The 14,930-nt window shown below is 35.2% G+C and carries 16 protein-coding genes; 5 read left to right on the top strand and 11 right to left on the bottom strand.

Features of this window, described 5'->3' with window-relative positions; genetic code table 11:
* Positions 1 to 83: 83 nt before the first annotated feature.
* From G6R40_RS13335 to G6R40_RS13300, 8 genes are all read right to left on the bottom strand, one after another.
* Positions 84 to 1,760, bottom strand: coding sequence for a S8 family serine peptidase (locus G6R40_RS13335; RefSeq protein ID WP_165136537.1), 1,677 nt, complete (start codon positions 1,758 to 1,760; stop codon positions 84 to 86).
* Between the two features lie 12 nt (positions 1,761 to 1,772).
* Positions 1,773 to 2,372, bottom strand: coding sequence for a WbqC family protein (locus G6R40_RS13330; protein WP_165136534.1), 600 nt, complete (start codon positions 2,370 to 2,372; stop codon positions 1,773 to 1,775).
* Between the two features lie 18 nt (positions 2,373 to 2,390).
* The gene (gene lepB, locus G6R40_RS13325) at positions 2,391 to 4,052 is read right to left on the bottom strand and encodes a signal peptidase I (protein ID WP_165136531.1); all 1,662 of its coding nucleotides are present in this window, start codon (positions 4,050 to 4,052) and stop codon (positions 2,391 to 2,393) included.
* A gap of 65 nt (positions 4,053 to 4,117) precedes the next feature.
* Positions 4,118 to 4,822 carry a 4-hydroxy-tetrahydrodipicolinate reductase gene (dapB, locus tag G6R40_RS13320; protein WP_165136528.1) on the bottom strand — a complete coding sequence of 235 codons (705 nt, stop codon included), beginning with the start codon at positions 4,820 to 4,822 and terminating at the stop codon, positions 4,118 to 4,120.
* A gap of 10 nt (positions 4,823 to 4,832) precedes the next feature.
* Positions 4,833 to 5,462: a DUF5683 domain-containing protein gene (locus G6R40_RS13315; protein WP_185670489.1), complete on the bottom strand. Its 630-nt coding sequence runs from the start codon at positions 5,460 to 5,462 to the stop codon at positions 4,833 to 4,835.
* Positions 5,452 to 6,354: a ParB/RepB/Spo0J family partition protein gene (locus tag G6R40_RS13310; protein WP_165136526.1), complete on the bottom strand. Its 903-nt coding sequence runs from the start codon at positions 6,352 to 6,354 to the stop codon at positions 5,452 to 5,454. The genes G6R40_RS13315 and G6R40_RS13310 overlap by 11 nt, the downstream gene beginning before the upstream one ends.
* A 34-nt stretch (positions 6,355 to 6,388) precedes the next feature.
* Positions 6,389 to 7,162, bottom strand: a complete 774-nt coding sequence (locus G6R40_RS13305; protein ID WP_165136524.1) for a ParA family protein — start codon at positions 7,160 to 7,162, stop codon at positions 6,389 to 6,391.
* 165 nt (positions 7,163 to 7,327) lie between these two features.
* Positions 7,328 to 8,170: an energy transducer TonB gene (locus tag G6R40_RS13300; protein ID WP_165136522.1), complete on the bottom strand. Its 843-nt coding sequence runs from the start codon at positions 8,168 to 8,170 to the stop codon at positions 7,328 to 7,330.
* 241 nt (positions 8,171 to 8,411) lie between these two features.
* On the opposite strand from G6R40_RS13300, the gene G6R40_RS13295 reads away from it, so the two are divergent.
* Complete coding sequence (locus G6R40_RS13295) at positions 8,412 to 9,755, top strand: PDZ domain-containing protein (protein ID WP_165136520.1); 1,344 nt, start codon at positions 8,412 to 8,414, stop codon at positions 9,753 to 9,755.
* Between the two features lie 3 nt (positions 9,756 to 9,758).
* On the top strand, positions 9,759 to 10,286 hold the full coding sequence (locus G6R40_RS13290; protein WP_165136518.1) for a hypothetical protein: 528 nt from the start codon (positions 9,759 to 9,761) through the stop codon (positions 10,284 to 10,286).
* Here G6R40_RS13290 and G6R40_RS13285 read toward each other — a convergent pair.
* From G6R40_RS13285 to G6R40_RS13275, 3 genes are read right to left on the bottom strand one after another with little or no spacing between them, the layout of a single operon-like run.
* Positions 10,270 to 11,112, bottom strand: a complete 843-nt coding sequence (locus G6R40_RS13285; protein WP_165136516.1) for a glycosyltransferase family 2 protein — start codon at positions 11,110 to 11,112, stop codon at positions 10,270 to 10,272. The two genes, G6R40_RS13290 and G6R40_RS13285, sit on opposite strands and share 17 nt — an antisense overlap.
* Positions 11,113 to 11,114: 2 nt before the next feature.
* A complete protein-coding gene (recR, locus tag G6R40_RS13280; protein ID WP_165136514.1) occupies positions 11,115 to 11,726 on the bottom strand; it encodes a recombination mediator RecR in 612 nt (203 codons plus the stop codon).
* A complete protein-coding gene (locus G6R40_RS13275) occupies positions 11,727 to 12,227 on the bottom strand; it encodes a dihydrofolate reductase (RefSeq protein ID WP_165136512.1) in 501 nt (166 codons plus the stop codon).
* Positions 12,228 to 12,339: 112 nt separating this feature from the next.
* On the opposite strand from G6R40_RS13275, the gene G6R40_RS13270 reads away from it, so the two are divergent.
* The 3 genes from G6R40_RS13270 (at position 12,340) to G6R40_RS13260 (ending at position 14,868) form a co-directional block, all read left to right on the top strand.
* Complete coding sequence (locus G6R40_RS13270) at positions 12,340 to 13,362, top strand: glutaminyl-peptide cyclotransferase (protein WP_165136510.1); 1,023 nt, start codon at positions 12,340 to 12,342, stop codon at positions 13,360 to 13,362.
* Between the two features lie 79 nt (positions 13,363 to 13,441).
* The gene (locus G6R40_RS13265) at positions 13,442 to 14,224 is read left to right on the top strand and encodes a hypothetical protein (protein ID WP_165136507.1); all 783 of its coding nucleotides are present in this window, start codon (positions 13,442 to 13,444) and stop codon (positions 14,222 to 14,224) included.
* Between the two features lie 29 nt (positions 14,225 to 14,253).
* A complete protein-coding gene (locus G6R40_RS13260; RefSeq protein ID WP_165136504.1) occupies positions 14,254 to 14,868 on the top strand; it encodes a deoxynucleoside kinase in 615 nt (204 codons plus the stop codon).
* Positions 14,869 to 14,930 lie beyond the last annotated feature (62 nt).

Below are 14,930 nucleotides of genomic sequence, written 5' to 3'. Positions count from 1 at the left end.
ATCATGCCAAAGCTAAATTATAAAAAAAATGTCAAAATAATTTTGACATTTTTCTTAATACAAAGTTTTTAATTTAGAAAAACTTATTTTTCAGTTGTTTTCTTTATTATTTTCTTATTAAGTTTTGCTGGAGTTTTGCTGTTTTTTACATTATAGAAATTATTATAAGCATACTCCGCAGCTTTTTTCAAATCGATGACACCGCCAGCAACAGATTGTTTTCCAAAATTATTAGCTGCACTCTTGTTAACAGTTTTTGTCAAAGCTTCAATTATTTGAGCTGGGGTCAAACTAGGTATATAAGCTAGCAATACTGCTGCTGCACCTGCAACAACTGGTGATGCCATAGATGTGCCTTGTTCATATTTGTAAGTCGAGGTCGGAACTGTTGAATAAATTTCTGATCCCGGCGCAAAAACATCAACCATTCTGTCATTATAATTAGAAAAATCCGAACGCAAAGCTGCGCTATCATTTGTATTAGCGCCGACTACAATCATGTTGTTTACAAAAGCTTTTTGATCGGTTTGTGTGGCGAAATTGGATGGAAAATAAGAATGTTCGGCTAGATTCTCGTTATCATTACCAGCAGCTTTAACCAATAATACACCTTTGCTTTCCGCATATTTCATGGCATCCCAAACATGTGTTTTCCCAGGAGAAACAGGTTTTCCAAAACTCATGTTTAAAATTTTCGCACCATTATCAACGGCATATCGAATGGCATTTGCAACATCTTTATCACGCTCGTCACCATCTGGCACTGTACGCACGGTCATAATTTTTGCCACCTTGCTTGCAACACCATATTGGATTTCGCCAGCTTGTGGAAGTCCTGCAATAATACCAGCAACATGAGTTCCATGTGAAGCGTCTGGACCTTGATAATGGTTGTTTCCGTAATATTTTTCTGAATAATCATCATAATTATCACCAACCATTTCAGCGCGAGGATCAAAATCAAGATTGTATTGTTTCTCGGCTTGGTTCTGGAAATAATCCAAAGCTTCTTTGATATCTTTTCTTAAAAAATCGCCAACTTCTTTGGAAGATTTGCCTTCCATATCTTTGTTACTCAATAGCTGAGACAAAACTTGCATAGCAATGGCATCTTGTTGAGAAGATGGTTTCAGCGTAGCCAAATTAGCCGCTGTCAAAGTTTTCCCTTCCAAAAGCTGTTCAGCATTTGGGATGATTTGATTAATCATCGAATATGTTTGGAAACCTTGTTGCGCTTCTATACTTTTCTCACTGAATATTTTTTTTGATTTCATATACATTGCAAATTCCTCAGGCATTTTCGCTTGATTCGCTTTGTTCTGTACAGAATCGCTTCCTTCAAAAATGGATTTATATTTTTTAACAACGCGTGTTACTTCTAGGTTATCAACATTAACATCTTTGGTTTTGTTTCCTAAAAAATTCCAACCATAGATATCATCTACATAACCATTTTTATCATCATCAATTCCATTATTAGGAATTTCGTTTGGATTTTTCCACATATTAGTAACCAATCCTGGGTGGTCAACTTGTACACCACTGTCCAAAACACCCACTACAACAGTTTTTGGTTTTAGACCTTTAGATTCTAAATATTTGTATGCATTTTGTGTATTAACACCATATACTTTAGTCGTTGCAAAATCCTTATGATACCATGTCATAAGATCTTTGTCTTTGTCCGATAATGGCGTTGACTGAGCAGTTGCCCAACCAAATCCAACTAGATAACAAATAGCAATCGCAATTTTTTTCATATTAAATAAGATTTATAAATTATAAATGTAAGCGCGGCTTTCTGGTCCGAGATTACATATCAAATCTAAGACCGAAAGATCTTGGATGAAGCCTCCTTTATCAGAAAAGCTTTGATAATAGTCTGGAAAAACTTTATCTGCCACTTTTTTTGCAGAAAAATGATTTCTGAAATCAATTTCTGACTCCACAACATATTCTTCGGAAAGTTTAAAATCTTGGTCAAGTTTTAAAATATCTAAAATTGTTTTTAAACATTTTAAATTAAATTCCACCAAAGATGTTGTCTTTTCTTCGTAAAGTTTCTGAAGTTTAAATTCATAATATTCAAAATACGGAGAAGCTTGATAAGCTGATTTTATCGAACGCCAATGTTGTTTTTGCCAATCTTCAGCATAAGAAATTTCCATATCCTTCATCGCGGTTTTTCCAAAATGGCGCACCGGAATTATCAAAGACAACCTTCCATTGGCTGCATAAATATTAGTTCTGTTACGATAGGTTTGCTTCGGAAAATGCTCGAACTGTTCCAAAGTTACTTCGATATCAGATTTTAAAAATTCGGCGAACCAAGAAATGGGAGGAAAATAAAATATCGGTAATAAAATTTCCATATTTTAAATCTATAAGAATTAATCTTCAGATTCTTTTTTCTTGAATAGTTTTACGATATAGTCCCACCCAAAGAAAACCAACAAAATAGCTGCGGCAATCCACCAATACGATGTTTTGTTAGCTTCTCCTGTATTGGTTGCTTTGAACATTCTGTCCCAACGGATTTTTTTATCCGCTTGGTAGCTAGAGCTCTTATCTGGAAAAAGCCCTTGCACGCTCATCCAAGTGAACATTGGTTTTCCAACAATATTTTCTTCTGGAACAAAACCAAAGAAACGCGCATCCAAAGACGCATCACGGTTGTCACCAATCATGAAATAATAATCTTGTTGCACTGTATATTGGTTGGTTTCTTTACCATTGATAAAGAACTTTCCGTTTTTATTTTCAAATTTATTGCGTTCGTAAATACCGATTAAACGTTGGTATTCTGGATAATTATCTTGCGTCAACGTAATAACATCTCCTTTTTTAGGAATTGTCAGGGGACCGTACCAATCTTGGTTCCAAGTTTTGTTGATTGGGAAAATACTGTTGGTAGAATCCACTTTAGCGGTCTGAATTGGATATCCTCTATCATCACGAACATAGTCGCCATGCTCCATTCTGTAGAAATGCGCTACCGAAGCTTCGCCTTGCTTCATAACATCTTCTTCAACACTTTCTACACCTGGGATTTGCTTGAAATCGTTTTTAATTTTATCTGTTAAACCTTGAAAATGATAAACAAAACCTTGATCATCCTGACCTTCCATAACTGGTAAAAAACCATAAATTTTGTAAAGCCCAGGAATATCCAACTGCGAAGAACTTCTTACAATATATTTGTGTTGAATCTCTTGATCGCCCAAAACCTGTTCTGGTTTTCCATTAATAAACAAACGTCCTGCACGGAATTCTACAACATCGCCACCAACAGCCACACAACGTTTTACATAAGGATCTTTTCGATCAATTGCAACATGGACGGAGTCATCTGGATAATTGAATACAACAATATCATTTTTCTCTGGTTTCTCCCAACCTGGCAATCTTAAATACGGAAGTTTAATAGCATCAACATAGGATTTGGGATCATCTTTTGGATTTCCTGGTTCGCCAGTATCAAAAATAGTCCCTTGCAAGAACGGAAGAGCCACGGGGCGCATCGGCATTCTGTAACCGTAATTAAGTTTATTCACGAATAAGAAATCGCCTACCAATAAAGTTCGCTCCATAGAGCCAGTGGGAATCCCAAATGGTTGTGTTATAAATACATGGATAATGGTGGCAAAAACCACAGCAAAAGTAACAGAACCAATGAAGGTTTCTTTCTTTTTGCCTTCTTCTTCAATATCTTCTTCTTCGATTTGTGGATCTTTAGAATAATTGACTGTTGCCATAAAAATAAATGGCAGAATAACTGTTAATAGCGCATTTACAAATCCTGACTTTCCGAATTTCTTCATTAAAAAAACATGAAAAACAGACATCATAATTGGTCCAACAATTGGAAAATATGCAAAAACAACCCACCATTTTGGATGTTTTGTTTCTTTTTGAACAATCAAATAATTGTAAAACGGAACGAATGCGAAAAGAGGATTGTAGCCCATTTTTTTGAAAAGCTTCCAAGTTGAAAGTCCCATCAATACACTAACAATGATGACGTAAATGCTATATTGTACAATATATTCCATAGTTGGATATTTATTTTATAATTTGATTTTAATAATTAGTCTTGATAATTTAAAAATGTTACAAGCTATGACAATCCCAGAACATCTTTCATTCCAAAAACGCCAGCTTTTCCAATAATCCATTCTGACGCGATAACGGCTCCCAGCGCAAATCCTTTTCTGTTAAAAGCGCTATGTTTTAATTCAATTTCATCGACATTGGAACGGTAATAAACACTGTGCGTCCCAGGAACCTCATCTTCACGAATGGCAAAAATGCCCAATTCTTGACCTTTAGTTTCTTCCAATTTCCAGCTTGTAAAATCGGAATGTTTGATAATACCTTCCGCAATAGAAATCGCAGTTCCGCTGGGTGCATCTTTTTTATGAATGTGATGAATTTCTTCCAATTGCACATTGTATTCGGCACAGAAAGGCTTCATCATTTCAGCAAGCTTTTCATTAATAGCAAAAAACAGATTAACCCCTAAACTAAAATTGGATCCATATATAAATGCTGTTCCGTTATCAATAGCGATTTGTTCTATTTCTGGTTTTTTATCAAGCCATCCTGTTGTACCACAAATGACAGGGATTTTTTGTTCAAGACAGAATTTAATATTTTTAAATGCTGCTTCAGGATTAGAAAATTCAATAACAACATCGGCATTGTTGAGACTTTCAACAGTTGGCGTTTCTTTAAGGCGCGCCACAACGTCGTGTCCTCTTTGCTGAGCAATTTCATCAATAATTTGCCCCATTTTTCCGTATCCTACTAATGCAATCTTCATGTTTGTTTCTTTAAAAACTATAATTAAAACTAAGTCCAGCTTTGGTTGGCTGAACACTGTATTGATCGGGAATCACAACGGGCGTGATTGCCAAATCTGGATCTTTGCGACCTTCGTACAAATGCGCATCAACAATAGCATCAACAATATTAAGAACATAGATAAGTCCCGTAACGCCTATGGCATAATCGCGTTGTCTTTTTGATCGATCTTGGGCATTTCCCAAAACCGTTTTATCTATTCCTGGAATTCCAGAAAACTCATGTGGTTGTCCATTAAGCTCGGCTACAAAAGCATTTCTGTAACGGTCGTATTGTTTTTGATTCCAAATAGCGATACCGATACCCGTCCCAACAGCTCCCCAAACAATTGGTATTTTCCAATATTTTTTATTGTAGTATTGTCCAAGTCCTGGCAAAACAGCAGAATACAGTCCTGCTTTCATAGGACTGTATTTGGTAACGCTTTGTGGCGCATTTTTTTTCTCGATTTCTTCCAGAACTTTCACATCTGTTTTTTCAGAATTTGTGATAACTGGATTAACTTTTATCGTATCTGTTTTGATGCTATCTGGAATGCTTTGTGAAAATCCAAGGCTCGAAATCCCTAGCATCAAAAGCATACAAATTTTATACTTCATCTACTTTTAATCTGGAAAGTATGAATTCTAATTCGTTTTCGTTTTTAAAATCTAAGACGATTTTTCCTTTTTTCCCATTGGCGGAAGATTTGATTTCCACTTCGGTTTCAAAAATATCCGACAAAGTTTTCTGTGCTTTTTTGATATGATTAGGAAGATTAATAAGCTTCTCTACTTTTTCTTTTTTATCAGCGTTTTTCAGAAGTGTCGCTAATTTTTCAGCTTGTCGAACATTAAGATGTTCTGCCAAAATTTTGTCAAACAACTTTTTACGATCCGCTTCTTCATCAATACTTATAATCGCGCGACCATGTCCTGCTGATATTTGCCCACTTCGTATCGCATTTTGAATATCTGGATCCAAATTTAGCAATCTAATAGCATTGGTAATTGTACTTCGCTCTTTACCAACACGTTGGCTTAGTTTTTCCTGCGTCAATCCAATCTCTTCTAATAATCTTTGGTACGTTAAAGCCACTTCTATCGCATCAAGATTTTCTCTTTGGATATTTTCTACAAGTGCCATCTCTAGCAATTCCTGATCGTTGACCAAACGGATATAAGCTGGTATGCTTGTCAATCCTGCCAATTTTGATGCGCGGTAGCGACGCTCACCCGATATAATCTCAAATTTTCCACCATCTTTACGAAGCGTAATCGGCTGAATAACACCGAGATTTTTTATGGATTGCGCTAACTCGTTCAATGCTTTTTCATCAAAATAAGTTCTTGGCTGGTTGGCATTAGGATAAATATCTTCGATAGCAACCTCAACAATGCTTCCCACCAAATCTTCTGCGCCTGCATCTTGCGCTGTATTGATGAGGCTTTTGCTTTCAGCGTTTAGGATTGCTCCCAAACCTCTACCCATTGCTCTTTTTTTATCTTTCATATTTAATTTAAGATTTAGTAAAAAATCAATAATATTATGATTTTACTAATTTTTCATTTTTTAATAAAACTTCTTCCGCAAGTTGGATATATTGGATAGCACCTTTGCTTTCTGCATCGTATTTCAAAATGCTTTCTCCAAAACTTGGTGCTTCGCTCAATCTCACATTTCGACTGATGATGGTTTCAAAAACCATTTCTGGAAAATGCGTGTTAACTTCCTCTACAACTTGGTTTGACAATCTTAGACGACTATCGTACATTGTTAAAAGAAGACCTTCTATATCCAAATTTGGATTATGAATTTTTTGAACATTTTTAATCGTATTCAATAATTTGCCCAATCCTTCCAGAGCAAAATACTCACATTGAATCGGAATAATCACAGAGTCTGAAGCCGTTAGCGCATTAATTGTTATTAAACCTAAACTCGGCGCACAATCAATAATAATATAGTCGTAATCTTTCTTCACAGACTCCAAAGCTTTGCGCATCATATATTCGCGGTTTTCACGATCTACGAGCTCAATCTCTGCAGCAACCAAATCGATATGCGACGGAATAATATCCACATTAGGAGAACTTGTCGGAAGTATACATTTGCTAGCTTCAGCGCTATGTTCTAGCAAATTATAGGTCGATGCGTTAACCTCTTCTATTCCTAATCCGGAAGTTGCATTAGCCTGTGGATCAGCATCTATCAAGAGAATTCTCTTTTCTAAAACGCCCAATGCCGATGCCAAGTTAACAGCGGTCGTTGTTTTACCAACACCACCTTTCTGATTTGCTACACCTATTATCTTTGCCATAAAATTCAATTAGTTCTCAAAAATACAATTTTTTAAAATGTCATTTCCACAGGGATGTTTGCGTAAAGCCTAATCAACTAAATTTCAACAACATAGATATGAAAAAAATTATCCACATTTTGAAATCAATGTGGATAAATATTTAAATAATTAAAAAAGAGACTTTTATTCTACTCTCATAGATATTGGAATTCTAAAATAAGATCTTACAACCTGACCTTCTAGCTTAGCCGGCGTCCATTTGGTTTTTATATCTTTTATGGTTCTTTCAGCTTCTCTATTAAAATCAGCATCCTTACCTTTTGCTTTTACATTAGAAATACGACCATCTTTTTCAACAACAAAAGTCACAATGGCTGAGATTGTCCCACTTTGGTCCAGAACAGAAGTATCAAATCGTTCGCCAACAATTCTTCTAAAAGCTTCGACACCTCCTTTAAAACTAGCTTCAACATCTACTTTGTCCAGAATCGCATCTGGATTTTTCACAGGAATTGCAGGCTGGACAATTGGTGGGGCAGGAACATCTCCCGTACCAATATTTGGTGGCGCTATCGGAATATACACATTAGGAGAAACAGGCCCGTCGGTAGTTGTAGTACCGATTGTGGTTGTTTCGATTTCAGTTGCTGTTGGTACAGTTTTCTGAATCTTTGGCGCTCTTGTCGGTGTTGGCATTACAAATTCCACAGTTTTCACTTGTTGTTGCTGAGGCGCGGAAGCTGGTGGTGGCATTGGCACATCTGGCGTTTCAACATCATCTAAAATAAAAGGTCCAGTTGGAGGAAACACATCTACAACAACCGAATCCGTCTTAAAAGCATTGATAATAAAAGGAAGAGCAGCAACACTTACAAACAAACCAATCCCAACAAACATCGCTTTAGAAAGATTGCTTCCATAGTTATGCCTCAATTGGTAAGCGCCATAAGCTTTGTTGCGGTGTTCGAAAACCACTTCGTCTAATCCTAAACTTCTTTTTCGAAGTTCCTTTAATAAATTTTCCATTTCATAAAAATTAATAGTTAGTATTCATCAAAAATTAACCTACTCTTCAATAATATCTATTATCATTTACGACTTTAACAAAATGAATACCATTTATCAACACAATTATCATAAAATTAAAAATTTAACAATTCAGTTCATAATTTACCCAAAACAAATCCAATTAATCATTTTTAAATCAAAAACGAATATTATTAAATTAAATATAAATTTTCTCATAATTAATTATTAATTTCAATCTATGAAACTTTTCCTAACCTTCATATTAATTGGCTTATCCATTTTTGTTTATCCACAAGAAGGATTTCAATTTGTAAACCCAAAAGCCGATAAAGTTGAATTAAAGTTCAAGAGCGTCAATAATTTAGTTGTGATTCCCATTATCGTTAACAATGTAAGTCTTGATTTTTTACTAGACACTGGCGTTTCGGAAACCATTCTTTTCAGCCTAGCCGACAAAGAGGTTAATTTTAATCATGTTGAGAAATTAAAATTCTCTGGACTTGGCGATAATATTGATATTGAAGCTTTAAAGTCCATTAATAACACGTTTTCAATTGACAATAAAATGATTGACAAAACACATAATTTGTACATTATTTTAGATGAATCTTTCAACATCTCAACATCTTTAGGCGTTCCTATTAATGGAATTATTGGCTATCATTTTTTCAAAAACCATCCTATCGAAATCGATTATGTTCGTGAGAGAGTCATTATTTATCAAAGCCAACAGAAAGCCAGCAGAAGAACACGCAAACACCAGGCTTTTGATGTAAGCATCGAACAAAACAAACCTTATATGCAGGCTGATATCGAGATGACGAACGAAAAAAAAACTTCAAAAATGCTTTTAGATTCTGGAAATTCAGATTCTATTTGGCTTTTCCCGAGTTTAATTCTGGGATTCAACTACAATCGCCCCAATATAGATGATTATCTTGGTGCAGGTTTCAACGGTGATATTTATGGAAAGCGGAGCCGCATACACGGTTTATATTTTGGGAATTTTCAATTCATAACACCATTGGTTGCAATGCCCGATGCTGCATCCATAAGCCATTTGCAGTTGGTCCCGAATCGAAAAGGCTCTATCGGAGCAGAAATTTTCCGACGCTTCAATATGTTATTTGATTATCCTAATAAAAAAATTTATTTTAAAAAGAATAAATACTACAACGACCCTTTCATATTTGACATGAGCGGCCTCGAGGTTAAACAAGATGGCCTTAGCTGGGAAAAAGATCTTGTAAAAGTAGAAACAAAAGCAAAAGACTTAGAAACTCAAGAATCACAAAATATCATTTACAGCACCACGGATTTTCAGTATAAATTTTCTTTAAAACCAAAATTTATCGTAGCGGGAACTAGAAAAGATTCTGAAGCACAAAAGATTGGCTTAAAAAAAGGAGACGTCCTGATAAAAATTAATAATCGAAAAACCTCCGATATGACTTTATCAAAAATTAATCAGATTTTAAAATCTCAAGAAGGAAAAACTTTACAAATACATATCGAACGCAAAGGAATACCACTTATTTATAATTTAATTTTAAAAGACCCAATCCCTTACCAAGAACAATAACAAATGGAAGACACATTAACCAGCATAAGAACGCGTCCCCGTTTTAAGCTAAAAACAAGCTTAACGCCAGAAGAATATGCGCAAAACTTAAAAAAATACCTACTCGAAAATAGCGAAGATTTCATTGGAAGCATCAATCGCGAAGTATCGATTATCATGGTAAACAACAGCAACCGAAATTACTGGAAACCCAACTTGGCGCTAAGAACAGAAATTGAAAATGGCGAAACAGTTATCCGCGGAATTTTTGGCCCCAGCTCCGCAGTATGGACATTTTTCATGTTTTTGTATTTTATATTTTCGATTTTATGGATGACATTTTTCACCATATTTTATGTCGAAAAACAAATTAAATCCAACGATTTCCCGTTAGCTCTAGCGGCATCTTTTATATGCTTAACCTTATTACTAGGAACCTATCTTAGCGGGCAAATCGGGCAAAGACTTTCCAAAGAGAAAATGGGAAAATTAAGAAAATTCGCGGAAGAATCGACTTTTCCGTATGAATTACAATCTAATTCGGAAGTTTAGATTTGGCATAAAAATGTCTTAATTTTAAACCTAAATTAAGAACAAAATATTGCAAGGGTTTTTGCTTCTTATAATATTTCTCAACAAAAATCTGCATTGCACCATAAAAACGCTGAAGATAAACTTCGTCCTTCATCGTACTTTCGCCCTTGTAATGCAGGATTGAACATTTCCCGTAATAATAGTTTTGATAGCCGTGCTGCGCAATTGTGTAACACAAATCGATGTCTTCGCCGTACATGAAATAAGCTTCATCAAAACCGCCAACTTCTTGATAAACTTTCTTTTTCACCAACAAAAATGCGCCTGTAAAAACATCACATTTTGCAACATCATACTCGCCGATATCGTTACGGTAATAACTTTTGGCTTTAGATTTTTTTGAAAATGGCGTAAATAGTTTTTCGAAAGAGTTCCACATATCAGGAACCGAACGTTTACTCTCTGGCAAAAATTCTCCATTTTTATCATGCATGCGAACGCCAAGACATCCAAATTTCGGTTCAGAATCAGCAAAATCCAAAAGCTCTTTGATATAAAAACTTTCAATCTCCGTATCTGGATTTAGAATTAAAACATATTCGCCTTTAGCCTTTTCCACACCTATATTATTGGCGATAGAAAAGCCATGATTTTTTTCTGAAGCGATAAACTTAACTTGAGTAAATTCTTCGATAAGCTTTTTCCAATCGTCATTTGGGGACCAATTATCAACCACAAGAATTTCGTAATCAATGTCTTTAAAAAACTGATTGATTGACAAAATGCAATTACGCAGTAAATCCGCTACATTATAATGAACAATTACAACACTTATCTTGGTCATTTTTAAAGCTTTTCGTTGTATGGTAATCGATTAATAATTGATCTTCCTAAGGAGATTTCGTCCGCATATTCCAACTCATCGCCTACCGAAATCCCGCGTGCAATGCTCGAAAACTGAACATTAAAGGATTTGAATTTTTTATAAATGTAATAAGCCGTGGTGTCGCCTTCCATGGTTGCACTGAGAGCAAAAATCAATTCTTTAACCTCGCCAGCTTCCAACTTTTTCTGAATGCTATCGATATGCAATTGTGCTGGACCAATACCTTCCATAGGCGAAATCTTTCCTCCGAGCACAAGGTATTTTCCATTAAATTTAGAAGTATTTTCAATCGCCATGACATCGCGAACATCTTCCACCACGCAAAGCACTTCGGTATTCCTCCTAGAATCTGCACAAATTTCGCAAATATCCCGATCAGAAAAATTATGACATTGTTTACAATATTTGATTTCTGTTACCAAATTCTGAATTGCAGCTCCCAAAGCAATTGCTTGAGAACTTGGCTGTTTCAAAAGATGTAAAGCTAGGCGCAATGCAGACTTTTTCCCAATACCAGGAAGTCCAGAAATTTCATCAACAGCTTTTGCCAAAACCTTACTCGGGTAATCCATTTACTTGGCTATGTTTTCTTTTCTTTCGTAGGTTACAAAACAATAATCGTAAGCATTTTTCTCATCTTTGTGATGACATTCTCTATTAACTTCAATCCAAACTTTCGGATTTATTTTAGGAAAAAAAGTATCAGCACCCATCTCGCCATCGACAATTGTCACTTCTAATTTATCCACCAAATCTATTGTTTGCTCGTAGATAGTTCCTCCTCCGATTATAAAAACCTGATCACTAATTTTTTTGGAATGTTTAATAGCTTCTTTCAGCGAAGGTACAATTAATATACCCTCTTCAAACCAATTATCCTTGCGACTCACCACAATATTTGTACGGTTCGGCAATGCCCGACCAATACTTTCATAGGTTTTTCTTCCCATAATAATTGGATGTCCTGATGTCAAATTTTTAAAATGTTTAAGATCTTCTGGAAGATGCCACAACAACTGATTCTCTTTTCCTATGGCATTATTCTTCCCCATAGCCACAACAATACTTATCATGCTGAAAAATTGCTTATTTGACAAAATTACATCATATATAGTATTAAAAAAAATTTATCCAAGTTAGTTTTATAATTTTTGTAATTTTGGTTTTTAAAACATTCTATTGAATATGAAAAAATACATTATCTTGTCCGCAGTAGCTTTAATGACGTTGGTATCATGTAACAAGGACAAGGAAATCCTAAATAGCCTTAATGATTACAATATTTCTATGGAGAGCAAAGGCTATCATTTTGGGGACAAACTAAACATCCCTCAAGAAGTTCTTGACAATGCAGAAAGCATTTCTATCAATTTTGGCGACAAAGAAACAAATAGTCTAAATATTGACCCGAAGTATTTCACACTTGGTGATAACGCTGTAACTTTTACTATAAAAAAGAAAAGTGGCGATATTCTAACACAAGACGCAACCATTAACGTATACGCCAAAAATACCGAAACCAATATTGCCTACGACATCGTTGCAGAATATCCACACGATCCTAAAAACTTCGTACAAGGTTTCCAACTAGAAGGCAATACCATCTATGAAAGCGATGGTCAACATGGATCTTCTCAAATACTCAAATACAATCTTGGCACTACAACACCTATCGCTGCAACACCGCAACCTGCCGATGTTTTTTCTGAAGGAAGCACCATTATTGGAGACAAAATCTACCAGTTGTCATGGAAAAACAAAAAAGGTTTTATTTATGACAAAGCAAGCTTAAAACTAATTTCAGAATTTCCATATCCCAACGAAATCGGAGAAGGATGGGGATTAACTTATGACGGACAAGATTTAATATTATCAGACGGGACGAAAAGCATTTATTTTATCAACCCTAAAGACACTTCCAAAATCGTTCGAGAAATCGCGATTGCTGGAAGCACCGAAACTTTCGATAAACTTAATGAACTAGAATACCACAATGGCTACATCTACGCCAATGTTTGGATGCGTCCTATTATTTTAAAAATCAATCCAAAAAACGGAGAAGTTGTTGGCAAGTTTGATTTTACAAATATCGCTAAAGAAAACACGACTGGTACAGACGACGTTCTTAATGGCATCGCTTTCAAAGGAGATAACATGCTCGTGACAGGAAAAAATTGGTCAAAAATCTATGAAGTTAAAATTAAATAAGCTTCATCTTCCATAACACTATAAAGTCTGAGCAATTGCTTGGACTTTTTTATTTATTTTTGGAAATTAAATCATCGGAATGAAATTTCTTATTTTCTTTTTTTGCGTATTAAATATTTGGTGCTTTGGTCAAAAGGAAATTAAACTCGACAGCACCAAAATCAAATCTAGCAACACTATTTATTTTGATGATTATGACAATATCTATCTTTATCAACAAGACAATCTAAGCCTTACAAAATACAATTCGTCTAGCAAGCAAATCGCGCAGAAGATGCTACCAAGACCTTTCCGAATGCAAGCGATTAACAATCCGCTGAATATTGTTTTTTTCTCCGAAAATACCCAAGAAATAAAACTTAGCGACGCCAATCTTAACGACATCCAAAATATTAATCTACCACAGAATTTTGGATTTATAAAAAGTGCTTTTGTTGAAGATTTGCAGACGCTTTGGCTCTTGGACGACAGCACAAAAAAACTAATCCAGTACAACTATAGAACAGGCAAAACCATCAACAGCTTCCCATATCACATCAACATGGAAGACATTATCGACTTTCTGGTTTACGAAAACAAAGTTTATCTTCTTAAAAAAAATAATTTTGAAGTCCTCAACTTTCGCGGTGACATTTTATTTAAAACCAACCTCCATAATCCAAGATTTCTTAAACGGGAAAACGACAGAATTCTAATATTTTCCAAAACTGAAATGTTGGAATTTTCCAATAAGCAAAACCTTAAAAAATTTAACTTCGGCGAAGACTCACAAATTGTGGATAAAAATCAGTCTGGATTTTTGGTTCGCAGTCAAAACAAGCTATATCTTTACCAACCTGAGTCAAAAAACGCTCACCCCTAACAATCAACAATTTAGAACAAAATAAAATCATGCATATTGCTGTAACTGGAAATATTGGTGCCGGAAAAACAACTTTAACAAGAATGCTTTCTAAACATTATGAGTGGGAAGCACAATTCGAAGATGTCGATCACAATCCCTATCTGGACGACTTTTACGGTGATATGTCAAAATGGTCTTTTGCCTTGCAAATCTATTTTTTAGGAAGCAGATTCCGTCAAGTAAAAGAAATTCGTGATAGCGGAAAAAGTGTTATCCAAGACCGAACGATCTATGAAGATGCCCACATTTTTGCGGAAAATTTAGCAGAAATGAATCTCCTTTCGGAGCGCGATCACAACAATTATCTTTCGGTTTTTAATTTGATGAAAGATTTTGTTTCGGCACCAGATTTGCTAATTTATCTCAAAGCCGAGATTCCTACGCTCGTGCGCCAAATTGCAAAAAGAGGTCGCGAATACGAAACGAGTATTAGTATCGATTACTTATCAAAACTTAATCAAAAATACGACAGTTGGATTTCTAATTACAAAGAAGGAAAACTCCTCGTTATCGAAGTTGACAAACTTGATTTCGTAGAAAAACCTGAGGATTTTGGTTATATTCTGGAAAGAATAGATGGCGAACTGAACGGTTTGTTCTAGAAGAAATATCGGCTCATGGAAGGATATGGCTAACTGCCAAAAATTAAGATTGACTGCTTTTT

Origin of the sequence: Chryseobacterium sp. POL2, assembly GCF_011058315.1 — a bacterium.
In the GTDB taxonomy this organism is placed as follows: domain Bacteria; phylum Bacteroidota; class Bacteroidia; order Flavobacteriales; family Weeksellaceae; genus Soonwooa.
Note: the sequence above shows the minus strand (reverse complement) of the source record. Positions and strands in the feature narration are given on the sequence as shown.

Bases quoted from the DNA above. Each gene is read 5' to 3' on its own strand.
- G6R40_RS13335 (WP_165136537.1), bottom strand. From the start codon at position 1,760: ATGAAAAAAATTGCGATTGCTATTTGTTATCTAGTTGGATTTGGTTGG.
- G6R40_RS13330 (WP_165136534.1), bottom strand. From the start codon at position 2,372: ATGGAAATTTTATTACCGATATTTTATTTTCCTCCCATTTCTTGGTTC.
- lepB (WP_165136531.1), bottom strand. From the start codon at position 4,052: ATGGAATATATTGTACAATATAGCATTTACGTCATCATTGTTAGTGTA.
- dapB (WP_165136528.1), bottom strand. From the start codon at position 4,822: ATGAAGATTGCATTAGTAGGATACGGAAAAATGGGGCAAATTATTGAT.
- G6R40_RS13315 (WP_185670489.1), bottom strand. From the start codon at position 5,462: ATGAAGTATAAAATTTGTATGCTTTTGATGCTAGGGATTTCGAGCCTT.
- G6R40_RS13310 (WP_165136526.1), bottom strand. From the start codon at position 6,354: ATGAAAGATAAAAAAAGAGCAATGGGTAGAGGTTTGGGAGCAATCCTA.
- G6R40_RS13305 (WP_165136524.1), bottom strand. From the start codon at position 7,162: ATGGCAAAGATAATAGGTGTAGCAAATCAGAAAGGTGGTGTTGGTAAA.
- G6R40_RS13300 (WP_165136522.1), bottom strand. From the start codon at position 8,170: ATGGAAAATTTATTAAAGGAACTTCGAAAAAGAAGTTTAGGATTAGAC.
- G6R40_RS13295 (WP_165136520.1), top strand. From the start codon at position 8,412: ATGAAACTTTTCCTAACCTTCATATTAATTGGCTTATCCATTTTTGTT.
- G6R40_RS13290 (WP_165136518.1), top strand. From the start codon at position 9,759: ATGGAAGACACATTAACCAGCATAAGAACGCGTCCCCGTTTTAAGCTA.
- G6R40_RS13285 (WP_165136516.1), bottom strand. From the start codon at position 11,112: ATGACCAAGATAAGTGTTGTAATTGTTCATTATAATGTAGCGGATTTA.
- recR (WP_165136514.1), bottom strand. From the start codon at position 11,726: ATGGATTACCCGAGTAAGGTTTTGGCAAAAGCTGTTGATGAAATTTCT.
- G6R40_RS13275 (WP_165136512.1), bottom strand. From the start codon at position 12,227: ATGATAAGTATTGTTGTGGCTATGGGGAAGAATAATGCCATAGGAAAA.
- G6R40_RS13270 (WP_165136510.1), top strand. From the start codon at position 12,340: ATGAAAAAATACATTATCTTGTCCGCAGTAGCTTTAATGACGTTGGTA.
- G6R40_RS13265 (WP_165136507.1), top strand. From the start codon at position 13,442: ATGAAATTTCTTATTTTCTTTTTTTGCGTATTAAATATTTGGTGCTTT.
- G6R40_RS13260 (WP_165136504.1), top strand. From the start codon at position 14,254: ATGCATATTGCTGTAACTGGAAATATTGGTGCCGGAAAAACAACTTTA.